This is a genomic window from Williamsia maris (assembly GCF_024171815.1).
GTDB classification, from domain to species: Bacteria; Actinomycetota; Actinomycetes; order Mycobacteriales; family Mycobacteriaceae; genus Williamsia_A; species Williamsia_A maris.
In genome coordinates this window covers 952,489-968,320 of sequence record NZ_JAMTCJ010000003.1, presented here as the reverse complement: position 1 = coordinate 968,320, position 15,832 = coordinate 952,489, and the positions used below count along the sequence as shown (strand labels likewise).

13 protein-coding genes are annotated in these 15,832 nt (G+C 67.4%); 11 read left to right on the top strand and 2 right to left on the bottom strand.

Going from position 1 to position 15,832, the window contains the following annotated elements:
- Positions 1 to 86: 86 nt before the first annotated feature.
- Both LX13_RS17700 and LX13_RS17695 read right to left on the bottom strand, forming a co-directional pair.
- Positions 87 to 1,010 carry a type IV toxin-antitoxin system AbiEi family antitoxin domain-containing protein gene (locus LX13_RS17700; RefSeq protein WP_253662573.1) on the bottom strand — a complete coding sequence of 308 codons (924 nt, stop codon included), beginning with the start codon at positions 1,008 to 1,010 and terminating at the stop codon, positions 87 to 89.
- A gap of 124 nt (positions 1,011 to 1,134) precedes the next feature.
- On the bottom strand, positions 1,135 to 2,259 hold the full coding sequence (locus tag LX13_RS17695; RefSeq protein ID WP_253662572.1) for a glycosyltransferase: 1,125 nt from the start codon (positions 2,257 to 2,259) through the stop codon (positions 1,135 to 1,137).
- Between the two features lie 418 nt (positions 2,260 to 2,677).
- Between LX13_RS17695 and rpsL the strand changes: the two genes are divergently transcribed.
- The 11 genes from rpsL (at position 2,678) to LX13_RS17640 (ending at position 15,832) form a co-directional block, all read left to right on the top strand.
- Positions 2,678 to 3,052, top strand: coding sequence for a 30S ribosomal protein S12 (gene rpsL / locus LX13_RS17690; protein WP_023956148.1), 375 nt, complete (start codon positions 2,678 to 2,680; stop codon positions 3,050 to 3,052).
- Positions 3,052 to 3,522, top strand: coding sequence for a 30S ribosomal protein S7 (gene rpsG / locus LX13_RS17685; protein WP_188489241.1), 471 nt, complete (start codon positions 3,052 to 3,054; stop codon positions 3,520 to 3,522). The genes rpsL and rpsG overlap by 1 nt, the downstream gene beginning before the upstream one ends.
- Before the next feature lie 89 nt (positions 3,523 to 3,611).
- On the top strand, positions 3,612 to 5,717 hold the full coding sequence (gene fusA / locus LX13_RS17680; RefSeq protein ID WP_253662571.1) for an elongation factor G: 2,106 nt from the start codon (positions 3,612 to 3,614) through the stop codon (positions 5,715 to 5,717).
- Between the two features lie 104 nt (positions 5,718 to 5,821).
- The gene (gene tuf / locus LX13_RS17675; RefSeq protein WP_188489245.1) at positions 5,822 to 7,012 is read left to right on the top strand and encodes an elongation factor Tu; all 1,191 of its coding nucleotides are present in this window, start codon (positions 5,822 to 5,824) and stop codon (positions 7,010 to 7,012) included.
- Between the two features lie 254 nt (positions 7,013 to 7,266).
- A complete protein-coding gene (gene mdo, locus LX13_RS17670; RefSeq protein WP_253662570.1) occupies positions 7,267 to 8,559 on the top strand; it encodes an NDMA-dependent methanol dehydrogenase in 1,293 nt (430 codons plus the stop codon).
- Between the two features lie 84 nt (positions 8,560 to 8,643).
- Positions 8,644 to 9,909 carry an AAA family ATPase gene (locus LX13_RS17665; RefSeq protein ID WP_372499935.1) on the top strand — a complete coding sequence of 422 codons (1,266 nt, stop codon included), beginning with the start codon at positions 8,644 to 8,646 and terminating at the stop codon, positions 9,907 to 9,909.
- Positions 9,910 to 9,912: 3 nt separating this feature from the next.
- A complete protein-coding gene (locus LX13_RS17660; protein WP_253662569.1) occupies positions 9,913 to 11,442 on the top strand; it encodes a VWA domain-containing protein in 1,530 nt (509 codons plus the stop codon).
- Positions 11,439 to 12,581, top strand: coding sequence for a Nickel transporter NicT (gene nicT, locus LX13_RS17655; RefSeq protein ID WP_253662568.1), 1,143 nt, complete (start codon positions 11,439 to 11,441; stop codon positions 12,579 to 12,581). The genes LX13_RS17660 and nicT overlap by 4 nt, the downstream gene beginning before the upstream one ends.
- Before the next feature lie 59 nt (positions 12,582 to 12,640).
- Positions 12,641 to 13,858: an iron-containing alcohol dehydrogenase gene (locus tag LX13_RS17650; protein ID WP_253662567.1), complete on the top strand. Its 1,218-nt coding sequence runs from the start codon at positions 12,641 to 12,643 to the stop codon at positions 13,856 to 13,858.
- A gap of 1 nt (position 13,859) precedes the next feature.
- Positions 13,860 to 15,203 carry a MadS family sensor histidine kinase gene (locus tag LX13_RS17645; RefSeq protein WP_301301296.1) on the top strand — a complete coding sequence of 448 codons (1,344 nt, stop codon included), beginning with the start codon at positions 13,860 to 13,862 and terminating at the stop codon, positions 15,201 to 15,203.
- Positions 15,200 to 15,832 carry a MadR family response regulator transcription factor gene (locus LX13_RS17640; RefSeq protein WP_253662566.1) on the top strand — a complete coding sequence of 211 codons (633 nt, stop codon included), beginning with the start codon at positions 15,200 to 15,202 and terminating at the stop codon, positions 15,830 to 15,832. The genes LX13_RS17645 and LX13_RS17640 overlap by 4 nt, the downstream gene beginning before the upstream one ends.

Sequence of the window (15,832 nt, the reverse complement as noted above, 5' to 3'; positions counted from 1 at the left end):
CGGACATCCGCGGCGCGGGTACGCGTCCGCGCCCAACTCACGAATCCGCGCCGCGCATGATGCGGGTTCGTGAGTTGAGCGCGGGTTCAGGCTGTAACGAGTCGGAACCTGAGGAGCCAATCGCGAACCATGGGCACAACGCGGCCACGCTCCAGATCTGTCCAGGTCCATCGGATCACCATGATCCCCGCGCGCCGCAACGCGTCCTCGCGTTCCTTCTCGCGTCGCATCGCGTCGAATGGTGTCTCCCCGGGCCGGAGAAGCTTCTGGTACTTGACCATCCCGTCGAACTCGCCGACCAGGAGCCCCGCCCAATCGAAATCGGTTCGTGCGAGCAGTTCGCCTGTCGACGAACGAAATCTGTGTTGTAGGCGTGCCGGCGGCAGACCCGCGTTGATCATCTGCGCTCGGCTCCACGATTCGCCGGGGTTCTCGGCGTTGCCGTCGGCGTGGTGTAACGCCCGCCGGGCCTGGGCGACCCCACGGCGCGCGGTCAGCATCATCGACGCCATCACGCTCCGATCGGCACCCAGCCGCAACGCCGAGTCCAGAACAGCAAGGGCCCCCGCAAAACCCATGCTGGTCGTGCGGGCGACGTCGACAGCCGTGCGCTCGAGCGACGTGACCAGCACGCCGTCGATGGTCGTGACCTCGTGATCCGCCAGGTGTGCTTCGTGCTCGTGTCGGACCGCGGTCCGATGCGCTTTCACGCCGTTTCCGACGGTGAGATGGACGCGCCGGAGCTGAGGTCGGAGCATCTCGAGTCGGTGCAGCGTCGCCGCGCTCTGATGACTCACCACAACCGAACCGTCTGGTGACCCGGTGGCGATGCCCATCAATCGGTGGGCTTGTTCGGGCGTCCGATCTGAGCGGTGGGTGAAGACGCCGCGCATGACGCGGGTGAGTTCGCCTGCGGCGACGGCCCTGGCGAGCTGTGCGTCGGTGTGCCCGCTCTGGACTGCGTTGCTGCGGTGGACGAGGCCATGACGATCGATGGGGAATGAATTCACCTCACTCGGACGCAGCGGGGACCGATTCGGTGCCATCGGAACAGAACCCGCGCCCAACTCACGAATCCGCGCCGGGCACGACGCGGATTCGTGAGTTCGGCGCGGAGACGCGGTTCGCCGGGCGCTAGGCCGAGGCGGCGTCGGTGTGTCGTGTGAGCAGGGCGGGAAGGTCGGCCACGACCGCCTGCGGCGAGGGCATGGCCTCGATCTCGTCGACCATCACCGCGCAGGCGCGGGTGATCAACGCGGCCGGGTCGAGCAGCTCCTCGACCGCCGACCGGATGCCGAGCGGCGTGGTCTGGGCGCCGAGCAGCGCTCGACCGAGGCCCCCGGAGACCACGGCGTCGGCGTTGCGGAACTGGTCGGCACCCTGGGGGAGCACGAGTTGTGGCAGGCCGGCGGCGAGCGCGGCCAGCGTGGTCCCCGCGCCGCCGTGGTGGACGATCGCCGAGGCGTGCGGGAGCACGGCCGCCTGCGGAACCCAGTCGGCCACGTGTACCGCCTCGGGGACGACACCGAGCGCCTCACGCGAGACCGACGGCCCGAGGGCCAACAACACGCGCACGCCCAGCGACGCGATCGAGGTGACCGCGGCGGCGAGGATCCGTGCGTCGCCGAACTCGGTACCCAGCGTCACGTAGACGAGGGGACGGAGATCGGAGTCGTCGGTGACGACGGCGGGCAGCGGGCCGTCGGGGGCGAAGGCGGTCGGACGCAACGGGATGCGACCGGCGCGGCGCACCACGGCGGGCTCCTGGAGCGATGCGGGGAAGATGTCGAGCAGGGGTGCGTCGGCGATGTCGCGGCCGAACCCGAACCCCCGTCCGATGCCGTGGACGACGACCGGGATCCCGGCGGCACCCGCAGCCTCGACGGCTCCGAAGTTGCCCGCCTCGGCGATGACCGCGTCCGGCCGGACCCGGTCGAGGATCGGCGCGAGGTCGGTCGCGAACGACCGCGGGATGATCTCGCCGAACGCCCGGTCGATCAGGTCCCGGTGCCCCTCGGTGTTCGCCTTGAGCTCCGCCGTGGACGACACCGATCCGTCGGCCGCGACCACCTGCTCGAAGGCGTCGGCGATCGAGGTACCCGCGGTCGCGGTCTCGAAGCCGAGTTCGCCCAGGACGCGGTGCATCCCGTCGCCGGTCGCCCAGTGGACGCGATGGCCGGCCTGCTGCGCGGCACGCGCCAGCGGGATCAGCGGGAAGGTGTGGCCGTAGGCCGCGAGTGAGGAGAAGAGGAGATCCACGACAACGACATTAGTGGCACTAACTAGTCGATGCCGATCACCCCGGGACGTCGGGAATCGATGACCCCGGCATGGCGTTCATCTGAACACCGGCTGACGTCCCGTGCGATTTTTGACCTCACCTGGCGCTGTCGGTACAGTTGACCGCTGGTGCCTGGCAACTGCCGGGCGAGTTCGTATGCCCACATTCGCCGTCGGGATTCCCGGCTTCGAGCGTATGCGACGAACTGAGGTGCCAACCCACTCGCCAGCGTGTCCGACACGCCCGGTAGTGGGGGAGCGAAACAACGACTGATCAGCGCTTTCGGGCCTGATGGGGCGATCTGTGGAGACCTCGGATCTCATCGATCCGAATGTCTGTCCGGAGCACCAACCACAGAGACACATCACGAACGCCAACACAGAGGATTGACTTTCAGTGCCAACTATCAACCAGCTGGTCCGCAAGGGCCGCCACGACAAGCCTGCCAAGCAGAAGACGGCAGCGCTCAAGGGCAGCCCGCAGCGCCGCGGTGTGTGCACTCGCGTGTACACGACAACCCCCAAGAAGCCGAACTCCGCTCTGCGTAAGGTCGCCCGCGTGCGCCTCACCAGCTCGGTCGAGGTGACCGCCTACATCCCCGGTGAAGGCCACAACCTGCAGGAGCACTCGATGGTGCTCGTCCGCGGTGGTCGTGTGAAGGACCTCCCGGGTGTGCGTTACAAGGTCATCCGCGGTTCGCTCGACACCCAGGGCGTCAAGGCCCGCAAGCAGGGACGCAGCAAGTACGGCGCGAAGAAGGAGAAGGGCTGATGCCACGTAAAGGACCCGCCCCGAAGCGCCCCCTCGTCAACGACCCGGTCTACAGCTCGCCGCTGGTCACCCAGCTGGTGAACAAGATCCTCCTGGACGGCAAGAAGTCGACCGCCGAGCGCATCGTCTACCAGGCGCTCGAGCAGGCTCGCGAGAAGACCGGCACCGATCCGGTCATCACGCTCAAGCGCGCGCTCGACAACGTCAAGCCCGCCCTCGAGGTCAAGAGCCGCCGCGTCGGTGGTGCCACCTACCAGGTGCCCATCGAGGTCAAGCCCAACCGCGCCAACACCCTCGCCCTCCGCTGGCTGGTCACGTTCAGCCGGCAGCGTCGCGAGAAGACGATGGTCGAGCGCCTGGCCAACGAACTGCTCGATGCCAGCAACGGTCTCGGTGCCGCAGTCAAGCGCCGTGAGGACACCCACAAGATGGCTGAGGCCAACCGGGCGTTCGCGCACTACCGCTGGTGACAGCTGCGGTCTGACGGTGATCCATCCGGGTCACCGTCGGGCCGTCCATCAACCCCGAAGATCTCTACGCGAAAAAGCGAGGCAGATAAGTGGCACAGGACGTGCTGACCGACCTCAACAAGGTCCGCAACATCGGCATCATGGCCCACATCGATGCCGGCAAGACCACCACCACCGAGCGCATCCTCTTCTACACCGGTATCTCCTACAAGATCGGTGAGGTCCACGACGGCGCAGCCACCATGGACTGGATGGAGCAGGAGCAGGAGCGTGGCATCACGATCACCTCTGCTGCCACCACCTGCTTCTGGAACGACAACCAGATCAACATCATCGACACCCCCGGTCACGTCGACTTCACCGTCGAGGTCGAGCGGTCGCTGCGCGTGCTCGACGGCGCGGTCGCGGTGTTCGACGGCAAAGAGGGTGTCGAGCCGCAGTCGGAGCAGGTCTGGCGACAGGCCGACAAGTACGACGTGCCGCGTATCTGCTTCGTCAACAAGATGGACAAGCTCGGTGCGGATTTCTACTACACCGTGCAGACCATCAAGGACCGCCTCGGCGCCAAGCCGTTGGTGATCCAGCTGCCGATCGGCTCCGAAGGCGGCTTCGAGGGCATCGTCGACCTGGTCGAGATGAAGGCCAAGGTCTGGCGCGGCGAGACCAAGCTCGGTGAGTCCTACGAGACCATCGACATCCCCGAGGAGCTGCTCGAGAGCGCTGAGCAGTACCGCGAGGAGCTCCTCGAGACCGTCGCCGAGTCCGACGAGGCCCTGCTGGAGAAGCATTTCGGCGGCGAGCCGCTGACGATCGACGAGGTCAAGGCCGCCATCCGCAAGATGACGGTGAACTCCGAGATCTACCCGGTGCTGTGCGGTTCGGCGTTCAAGAACAAGGGTGTGCAGCCCATGCTCGACGCCGTGATCGACTACCTCCCGTCCCCGCTGGACGTCGAGTCGGTGCAGGGCCACGCGCCCGGCGACGAGGAGAAGATCCTCACCCGCAAGCCGTCCTCGGACGAGCCGTTCTCGGCGCTGGCGTTCAAGATCGCGACGCACCCCTTCTTCGGCAAGCTGACCTACGTCCGGGTGTACTCGGGCAAGGTCGACTCCGGTGCCCAGGTCATCAACTCGACCAAGGGCAAGAAGGAGCGTCTGGGCAAGCTCTTCCAGATGCACTCCAACAAGGAGAACGCGATCGCGACCGCGTCGGCGGGTCACATCTACGCGGTGATCGGTCTCAAGGACACGACGACGGGTGACACCCTCTGCGATCCGCAGAACCAGGTCATCCTCGAGTCGATGACCTTCCCGGACCCGGTCATCCAGGTCTCGATCGAGCCCAAGACCAAGTCCGACCAGGAGAAGCTGGGCACCGCGATCCAGAAGCTCGCCGAAGAGGATCCGACCTTCTCGGTGAAGCTGGACGAGGACACCGGCCAGACCGTCATCGGCGGTATGGGCGAGCTGCACCTCGACATCCTGGTCGACCGCATGAAGCGGGAGTTCAAGGTCGAGGCCAACGTTGGCAAGCCGCAGGTGGCCTACCGCGAGACCATCCGCAAGACGGTCGAGAAGCACGACTTCACCCACAAGAAGCAGACGGGTGGATCGGGCCAGTTCGCGAAGGTCGTCGTCAAGCTCGAGCCGTTGGTCGACGCCGAGGACGGCGCGACCTACGAGTTCGTCAACGCGGTCTCCGGTGGTCGTGTCCCGCGTGAGTACATCCCGTCGGTGGATGCCGGTGCGCAGGACGCCATGCAGTACGGCGTGCTCGCCGGCTACCCGCTGGTCAACCTGAAGTTCTCGCTTCTCGACGGCCAGTACCACGACGTCGACTCCTCGGAGATGGCGTTCAAGATCGCCGGTTCGCAGGCACTGAAGGAGGCCGCCCGCATGGCCGGCCCCGTCATCCTCGAACCGTTGATGGCCGTCGAGGTCATCACGCCCGAGGACTACATGGGCGATGTGATCGGTGACCTCAACTCACGCCGTGGCCAGATCCAGGCCATGGAGGAGCGCAGCGGTGCCCGTATCGTCAAGGCGCAGGTCCCGCTGTCGGAGATGTTCGGCTACATCGGAGACCTCCGGTCGAGGACTCAGGGCCGGGCGAACTACTCCATGGTGTTCGACTCGTACGCTGAGGTTCCGGCGAACGTGGCGAAGGAAATCATCGCGAAGGCGACGGGCGAGTAATTCGCCACCGTGCCGGGGCAACCGCCGCGGCGCACAGACAGCTAGTACAAACTTCTTGCCTCTGAGAAGGTCTCAGGCGCAACAACAGTCCAGGAGGACATCAAGTGGGTAAGGCGAAGTTCGAGCGGAACAAGCCGCACGTCAACATCGGCACGATCGGTCACGTCGACCACGGCAAGACCACGCTGACCGCGGCCATCACCAAGGTTCTGCACGACAAGTACCCGGACCTCAACGCCGCGTTCGCGTTCGACCAGATCGACAAGGCGCCGGAGGAGAAGGCTCGTGGTATCACGATCAACATCTCCCACGTCGAGTACCAGACCGAGAAGCGTCACTACGCGCACGTCGACGCCCCCGGTCACGCCGACTACATCAAGAACATGATCACCGGTGCGGCCCAGATGGACGGTGCGATTCTCGTCGTCGCCGCCACCGACGGCCCGATGCCCCAGACGCGTGAGCACGTGCTGCTCGCCCGCCAGGTCGGCGTGCCGTACATCCTCGTCGCACTGAACAAGGCCGACATGGTCGACGACGAGGAGATCATCGAGCTCGTCGAGATGGAGGTCCGCGAACTGCTGGCCGCCCAGGACTTCGACGAGGATGCGCCGGTCGTCAAGGTCTCCGCTCTCAAGGCCCTCGAGGGTGACGAGAAGTGGGGCGAGGCCATCGCCGAGCTCATGCAGGCCGTCGACGACTCGGTTCCGGACCCCGTCCGCGAGACAGAGAAGCCCTTCCTCATGCCCGTCGAGGACGTCTTCACGATCACCGGTCGTGGCACCGTCGTCACCGGTCGTGTCGAGCGCGGTTCGGTCAACGTGAACGAGGATGTCGAGATCGTGGGCATCAAGGAGAAGTCGACCAAGTCGACCGTCACCGGTATCGAGATGTTCCACAAGCTGCTCGACTCGGCAGAGGCGGGCGACAACGCCGGTCTGCTGCTGCGTGGACTCAAGCGTGAGGACGTCGAGCGCGGCCAGGTCGTCATCAAGCCCGGCACCACGACCCCGCACACCGAGTTCGAGGGCCAGGCGTACATCCTGTCGAAGGACGAGGGCGGTCGCCACACCCCGTTCTTCAACAACTACCGTCCCCAGTTCTACTTCCGTACGACTGACGTGACGGGCGTCGTGACCCTGCCCGAGGGCACCGAGATGGTCATGCCCGGTGACAACACCGAGATGAGCGTCAAGCTGATCCAGCCGGTCGCCATGGACGAGGGCCTGCGCTTCGCGATCCGTGAGGGTGGCCGCACCGTCGGTGCCGGCCGCGTCACCAAGATCACCAAGTGACACCCTCCCGCGCGTAGCGCGGGAACGCACCACCGAGAACGCCCGATCCCACCAGGGGTCGGGCGTTCTCGCGTGTGACGGGTCGGACGGGACCGCGGCCGCGGTCAGGACAGGGGTGTCGCTGTCCGATCGGGCAGTTCTCGGCTGCGGAGCCGACAGTTCGGCGTCGGAACGTCCTATGGCGCGCGTCACGGTCCTTAACGTCGGTCGAGTCAACCGCGTCACTCGCGGGCCCGTCGTGCAAAGGACAAGTCATGCAGGTCGACGACCTACTCAAGCCGTTCCCCATCAAAGAGTTCCACCCCTTCCCCCGCGCGATGATGGGTCCCGGAGCCCACGAGATGATCGGGCCCGAGGCCCTCAAGCTCGGCTTCAAGAAGACCCTCGTCATGACGTCGGGCCTGCGCGGCACCGACACCGTGCACAACATCGTCGAGTCGATGCGCTACCACGGTCTCGAGGTGGTGGTCTACGACAAGGTCGAGTCCAACCCCAAGGACTACAACGTCATGGACGCGGTCTCGATGTACTCCGAGGCCAAGTGCGACAGCTTCGTCTCCATCGGCGGCGGCTCGAGCCACGACGCGTGCAAGGGCGCCCGGATCGCGGTGGCCCACGACGGTCGCAACGTCAACGAGTTCGAGGGGTTCAACAAGAGCGAGAACCCCAAGAACCCGCCGCACATCGCCGTGTCCACCACGGCCGGAACGGGTTCGGAGACGTCGTGGGCCTACGTCATCACCGACACCACCACCGACCCGGACAACCCGCACAAGTACGTGGCGTTCGACGACGCCAGCGTGACCACCCTGGCCATCGACGACCCGGTGCTCTACTACACGTGCCCCACCGACTACACCGCACAGTGCGGGTTCGACGTGCTCGCCCACGCCAGCGAGCCCTACGTCTCGCGGCTGAACTTCGAACCGTCGAAGGGCAACGCGCTGCACGCCATCAAGATGACCGTGGAGAACCTGCGCGCGGCCACCTGGAACGGTGAGGACCTGCCCGGGCGCGAGGGGATGATGTACGCGCAGTACATCGCCGCCCAGGCCTTCAACTCCGGTGGCCTCGGCATCATCCACTCGATCAGCCACGCGATCAGTGCCTTCTACGACACCCATCACGGCCTGAACAACGCCATCGCGCTGCCCCGGGTGTGGGCGTTCAACATGACCGCGGACTACCGCAAGTTCGCCGACATCGCCGTCGCCATGGGCATCGACACCCACGGCATGTCCGATCAGCGCGCGTCCCACGCGGCCCTCGAGGCGGCGATCCAGTTGCTGCGTGATGTGGGCATCCCGGAGCGCTTCGTCGACGTCCACGCCGACAGCTACAGCAAGAACCGGCTCGGCACCGGACCGACCAAGTACTACGAGAACGCCAAGACGATCGCCGGCGACGAGAAGGACGTCGCCCGCATCACCAATCACGTCCTCGGGGACGCGTGCACGCCGGGCAACCTCAAGGAGTGCACCTTCGAGACCGTGTTCCCGGTGGTCGAGCACTCGATGGTCGGCGACCTCGACGACCTGATCGGCTGAGCAGTCCCGTACTCCGGCGCCCCGCCCGAGCAGGCGGGGCGCCGGCTCCACCCCCACGCACACACCACCGAGGAAGGCCGATCCGTGTCGCCTGACAACGTCGCCCCCGTCGACGAGAAGCCCGCTCCCAGCACCGATCTCGAGTCCCTGCCCGTGCACGATTTCGACTCCGTGGAGGACGTCACCGCACGGTTCGGCGAGACCGGGTACATCATCGACGAGCGACTCGCGACCACGGTCTTCCTGCAGACCCGACTCGACAAGCCGGTCCTGCTCGAGGGGCCGGCCGGTGTGGGCAAGACGGAACTGGCCAAGGCGCTGGCGCAGGTCACCGGGCGACGGTTGCTGCGCCTGCAGTGCTACGAGGGCCAGGACGAGACCAAGGCGCTGTACGAGTGGGACTACGGCAAGCAGTTGCTCTACACCCAGGTGCTCAAGGAGAAGATCGGTCAGCTCGTCGCCGACGCCGACACCCTCGGTGAGGCGGTGGACCGGATCTCGGCGCAGGAGAGCGTGTTCTTCTCCGAGCGGTTCCTGGCCCCGCGACCGCTGCTGGAGGCCATCCGCTCCCCGGAACCGGTCGTGTTGCTCATCGACGAGGTGGACCGGGCCGACGAGGCCCTCGAGGCGGTGCTGCTCGAGCTGCTCGGTGAGAACCAGGTGTCGGTGCCCGAGATCGGTACGTTCGTCGCGAAGATCCGGCCCTACGTGGTGCTGACGTCGAACAACACCCGCGACCTGTCCGCGGCGCTCAAACGCCGTTGCCTGCACAGCTTCCTGGGGTATCCGACGGCCGAGCGCGAGCTCGAGATCGTCGTCTCGAAGGACACCGGGCTCGCGCAGTCGCTCGCCGCGCAACTCGTCGACGTCGTCCGCGGACTGCGCGATCTCGATCTGCGCAAGTCGCCGAGCATCTCCGAGACCGTCGACTGGGCCCGGACCCTGGCCGTCCTCGGCGCCACCGAGCTGACCCCGAAACTGCTCAACGACACCGTCTCGGTGGTGGTGAAGTACGACAAGGACGTCACCAAGGCCACGGCCGTCATCCCGCGGCTCATCGATCCGAATGCGGTCATCGACGAGCACGCCCACGGCCACAGTCACGGCCACGATCACGGCCACGGGGCGCACGAGCACGGTCCGGGGCACGACCACGATCACGATCACGACGACGCCGGCCCCTCGGGGCAGGCGGTGCGCGCGGCCAAGGACACCCCCGGAAGGCACAGCGACAACTACTACGGGGCCAGCACCGGCGCCGAGCCCGCGCCGTCGACGTCGTCGCCCAGGAAATCGTCCTTCGCGCGTGGATTCGGTCCCAAGAAGTCGCCGTCGACGAACAAGGACTGATCAGTGGAGCAGAGCCTGCACCGCTTCGTCCGACTGCTGCGTCTGCGTGGGCTGCGGATCTCCACCCCGGAGACCATCGACGCGATGAACGCCGCCGCGCTGCCCGGGGTGCTCACGAACCGGTCGGTGCTCAAGGAGGCGCTTCGCAACGCGTTGGTCAAGGACATCGACGGCGACGCGATCTTCGACGACGTCTTCGACCTCTTCTTCGCGCTCGTCCGGGTCCAGCCGGACGCCGACGACCACGGGCACACCCACAGCCACGACGACCTGTCCGACGAGGGGACGCTCGAGCAGTTCACACTGTCGGAGGAACCGGGCCAGCTGCCGCAGCAGGGACACGAACACGGTGCGCCGTCGGACATCCGCGAGTACTTCGATCCCGATGACCTCGCGACGCAGTACAACCTGCATCAGGAGGCCAACAAGATCGACCTGGCCTCGATGACCGACGAGATCGTGTTCTCCCAGGACGCGGTGTCGGTGCTGGGGGAGGGCAACCGGGTCCAGATCGAGACCGACCACCTGCGCGGGGCGTCGGCCCCCGGAGACATCTCCACCTCCAGCGGGACCCGTGTCGACGCCGACCTCTCCATCGCGCAGCAGGACGCGCTGTTCGGGTGGCTCGACGACGTTGCCGACGACGCCCAGACCGACGTCACCGACGACGCCGCGGATCTGCGCAGGCGACTGGCCGGGGTGCTGGAGAACCTGCCCGCCGCGCTCAAGAAGCATCTCGAATCGCTGTTGGCGCTGGACAATCGGATCATCGAGGGACACGAGGAGAAGGCCGTCGCCACCGTCGACCATGTCGGTGAGCACGAGCGAGCCGAACTCGAGGAGGTCCTGCGCCGACTCACCCAGAGCCTGCACGGTGCGCTGACCCATCGGCGGAAGGCCGGGGCCCGTGGACGGGTCGACTCGTCGCGCACCATGCGGCACAACATGCGCTACGACGGCGTGCCGTTCCGACCGGTGACCGTGGCGCGCAGCGAGGACAAGCCGCGGTTGGTGCTGCTCGCCGACGTGAGTCTGTCGGTCCGCGCCACCGCACGCTTCACCCTCCATCTGGTCCACGGCCTGCAGGACCTGGTGAGTCAGGTGCGCACCTTCGTCTTCGTCTCCGAGCTCGCCGAGGTGACCGACCTGTTCAGCGACCACTCCGTGGAGAAGGCGCTCGGGTTGGTGTTCGGTGGCGACGTCATCGACGTCGACGCGAACTCCGATCACGGCGCCGCGTTCGGGCAGTTCCTGGAGGAGCACGGCAACGCCGTCAGCCGGCGGACGACGGTGCTGGTGCTGGCCGACGGACGCAGCAACGGGCTCGACCCGAACGTCGAGGCCTTCGCCGAGATCACCCGTCGCGCCCGCGAGACGATCTGGCTCACACCTGAGCCGAGGTACTCGTGGGGGCTCGGGTCCTGCGATCTCCCGCAATACGCCGAATACTGTCAACGAGTTCGCGTCGTACGCGACCTCACCGGACTCACCAGCACGGCCGACGCGCTGGCGGAAGAACAGGTAGGACGATGACCACGACCGTTGCCGAGAAGGACGATCCGGCGGTGCCGATGAGCCGCTTCACCCGCGACGAGATCCCGCGGTTGGCGATGATCGTCGGGTTCCTCGTGGTGCTGCACCTGATCGGGTGGGGCCTGTTCGCCCACTACAACTCGATCCCGCGCATCCACAACCTCACCGGTTCCGACGGGACCCTGGTCTACGCCGGCGCGGGCCTGCTGGCCTACACACTGGGCATGCGCCACGCCTTCGACGCCGACCACATCGCCGCCATCGACGACACCACGCGCTTCCTGCTGCAGAAGGGCAAGCGGCCCCTGGCCGTCGGGTTGTTCTTCTCCCTCGGCCACTCGACGGTGGTCCTGGTGTTCGTCGGCGCGATCGCGATCGTCGCCGCGAAGGCCACCGCGTTCCAGGAGGCGTTCTCCGGGCCGGGCGGGATCGTCGGCACCCTGGTGTCGGGCACGTTCCTCTACCTGATCGCCGCGCTGAACATCATGGTGCTCTACGGCATCGTGAAGGTCTGGCGGCGAGCCAAGCGCGGTGAGTTCTCCGACGACTCCCTCGACGAACTGCTGGCCAAGCGCGGCCTGATGAATCGGCTGTTCCGCGGACGCTACGACAAGCTGATCAACCACTCGTGGCAGATGTATCCGCTCGGACTGCTGTTCGGACTCGGCTTCGACACCGCCACCCAGGTCGGATTGCTCGCGGTCGCGGGCACCACGGCCATCGCCGGGGGACTGCCCCCGCTGGCGATCATCGCGCTGCCGGTGCTCTTCGCCGCGGGGATGACCACGATGGACACCATCGACGGGGTGTTCATGTCGAAGGCCTACGGGTGGGCGTTCGTCACCCCGGTCCGCAAGATCTACTACAACATCACGATGACCGGGTTGTCGGTCTTCCTGGCGTTCGTCATCGGCACCTTGCAGCTACTGTCGCTGCTCGGCGACGAGTTCGGTCTGGCCGGCGGGATCTGGGACGTCGTCGCGGCGATCAACCTCGAACGCGTCGGACAGTTCGTCGTGGGGACGTTCTTCGTGGTGTGGATCGGGGCCCTGATCTACTACAAGGTGGCGAAGGTCGACGACCGCTTCGACGCCCTGGACGCCGGGGTGGTCGGCGCCCGCTCGCCCTCGGGCCGGTGAGGCCTCACCTGCCCGAACGGACAGGTGGTTTGAGGTCGCGCGGTTGTAAGCTGGGTCACATGGGTTCCGGGGTGGCTGCTGTGCATGCACAGGCGGCGACCGGTGTCTCGAGTGCCTTCGCCGATCAGGGGCGGGTGGTCAAGTTCCACGCCCCGGAGATCGTCTTCGGCGTCGACTCGACGGTCGAGGCCGCGCACGCGGCCGTCCGACTCGGGGGTATGCGCCCGCTGTTGGTGACCGATCCGGGTCTGATCGAGGCCGGGTGGATGAGCGAGGTCGAGGCGCACCTGCGCGCCTGCGGGCTCGAGCCCACGGTGTGGAGCGCGCTGACGCCCAACCCGAAGGACCACGAGATCGCCGCGGGCCACGAGGTGTACCAGGCGGCCGGGTGTGACGTGCTGGTCGCGCTGGGTGGCGGATCGGTGATGGACGCCGCCAAGGGCATCGCGATCCTCGCCGGTGTCGGTGGACGGATCCTCGACTACGAGGGGGTGGATCGTGTCCTCGGCCCCATCCCGCCGCTGGTCATGGTGCCGACCACCGCGGGTACCGGTGCGGACGTGTCGCAGTTCTGCATCGTCACCGACACCACCCGCGACACCAAGGTCACCATCCTCGGTCGGGCCCTGGTGCCCGACATCACCGTCATCGACCCGCGACTGCTCACCACGATGCCGGAGTGGCTCAGTGCCGCAACCGGTCTCGATGCGTTGACGCACGGCATCGAGGCGTTCGTCTCCCGCGCGCATAACCCGCTCACCGACCACCACGCCCTGCGCGCGGTGAACACCGTCATGGGGTCGTTGGGGGCATGCATCACCGACCCGCTGGCCGTCGGTGCGCGTTCGGTGATGGCGCAGGCGAGTCTCGACGCCGGGCTGGCGTTCACCAACGCCATACTCGGCGCCGCGCACGCGTTGAGCCACCAGGTCGGCGGCCTGCTCGACCTGCCGCACGGCGTGATCAACGGGGTCCTGCTCCCGCACGTGATCCGCTTCAACGCAGCCGCGGACCCGGCGCCGTTCGTGACCATCGCGCTGGGTCTGGGACTCGACGAGGCGCGCGGACCGGCCGACGAGGCGGCGCTCGCCGTCGCCGACGCGGTCGAGGCGCTGGCCCGCCGCGTCGGGGTGCCCCGCCACCTCGGACAGCTCGGGGTGCGCGAGGCCGACATCCCACGCCTGGCCGCGTCCGCCCTACGTGACGCGTGCATGGCGACGAACCCGCGACCGGTCTCGCTCACCGACGCCGAGGCACTCTTCCGGGTCGCTCTCTGAGATGGCCGACGTCTCCGAGCTCGTGGCGGCGATGGCCGACCAGAGCGACCTCACGCGGCTGACCGGGCTGCGCACCGGTAAGTCCACGTTCTACCCGCAGTACCGCGGGGCGACGGCGCGGTTGGAGCGGACACTCTCGTCGCTCGGGCTGATCGCCGGCGCGCTGGTGCGCACGTCCGACGGACCCGAACGTCTCATCTGCGAGGTGGTCGAGGCCGCCCGGGTGCACCTCGACGCCCAGTGGGCGGTGTTCGCACTCGCCGACGGCACGTTCGTCGACGCCGGTCCGCGGTGTCTCGTCCTCGGCCCCGACGGCACCCCGTATCTCGTCGGCGATGTCGAGGGGCCGCCGCTGCCCGACGACGTCGTCGACCTGCTGGACAACATCCGTCGGGCCCGCATCGCCGACGAGGTCGTCGCCGAGAACCGTTTCGTCTGTGTCCCACTGGCCCTCGGCGGTGGGCATGTCGGGGCGCTCGCCGCGTGGACGCGTCGTCCGATCGACGCCACCGACGCCGCGGTCGTCAGCATCCTGGCGTCGCAGACGGCGGTCGCGTTGCAGAACTCGGCGGTGCTCGAGCACGCACGACGCACCGCCGCCGATCTCGAGTCGCGCAACGCCGAGCTCGAGGCCACCCAACGCGAACTCGGAGCCGCGCAACGCAATCGGGTCCTCGACGAGGAGCGGCACCGGATCGCCCGTGAGCTGCACGACAGCGTGACGCAGGCCGTGCTGTCGGCGGGCATGCAGATCGAGGTGTGCCGCAACGACATCCCCGCCGACGAGCGCCGTGAACGACTCGACCTCGCCAAGGAACTGACGCGCCGGGCCGTCGACCAGTTGCGGTCGGCCATCTACGCTCTCGAACACTCTGCCGACCACCACAAGTCGTCGCTACCGGACATGTTGGCCCAGCTCGGCGTGGTGCACATGCCCGGTGAGCTGACCGTGACCGTCGATGTCGGGGGTACCCCGGTCGAGCTGCCCGGCGACCTCGACCACACCCTGCTGCGGGTCGCGGGGGAGGCGCTGTTCAACACCGCGGTGCACGCCGAGGCGACCCGCGCCCGCATCCAGCTCCGCTACGACACCCATCAGGTGAGCCTCGCCGTCGACGACGACGGGTGCGGTGAGCCCGGCGCGTTGCGGTCGGTACTCGGCGTCGCGCGTCGCGGTGACCTCGGCGGCATGCATCGGGGACTGGTCAACATGGCCGATCGGGTCGCCGACGCCGGCGGCGAGTTCCGGGTCCGGCGTTCGCGTCTCGGTGGCGTCCGGGTCGTCGCCACCATCCCGCTGACGGCCGCACGGCCCGAGGTCCACGACGGCGAGGACGCGTCGTGACGACCATCGCGCTGGTCGACGACCACGCCATCCTGCGTGAGGGGTTGCGGTCGGTCCTCGAACGCGAACCCGACCTGACCATCGTCGGCGAGGCCGCCACCAAGGAAGAGGCGGTCGTCGTGGCCGGGCACCTCGTCCCAGACGTCGTGCTGATCGACCTGAAGCTCTCCGCCGGTTCGGATTTCGAAGGGCTCGCGCTGTGCGCCGAGCTGTCCCGGTCGCACCCGCTGATGGGTCTGCTGGTGCTGACGACGTCGCTCGACGAACGCCTCGTGGTCGAGGCGGTGCACGCGGGTGCGCGCGGTTACGTCGTCAAGGACGTGGACACGACCGAGCTGGTCCGGGCGATCCGTGCCGTCTCCCGCGGTGAATCGGCCTTCGACTCCCGCAGCGCGTCGGCCATGGTGCGGTCGCTGACCAGCGGGGCCACCGCCGACAACCGGCTCAGTGATCGGGAGCTCGAGGTGCTCAAACTCCTCGCGACCGGACTGTCCAACGCGCAGATCGGCTCGTCGCTGTTCATCTCCGCGACCACCGCGAAATTCCACGTCAGCAACATCATGCGGAAGCTGGGCGTCCGACGACGCGCCGAGGCGGTCTACGAGGCCAGCAAGGCCGGCCTGATCTGA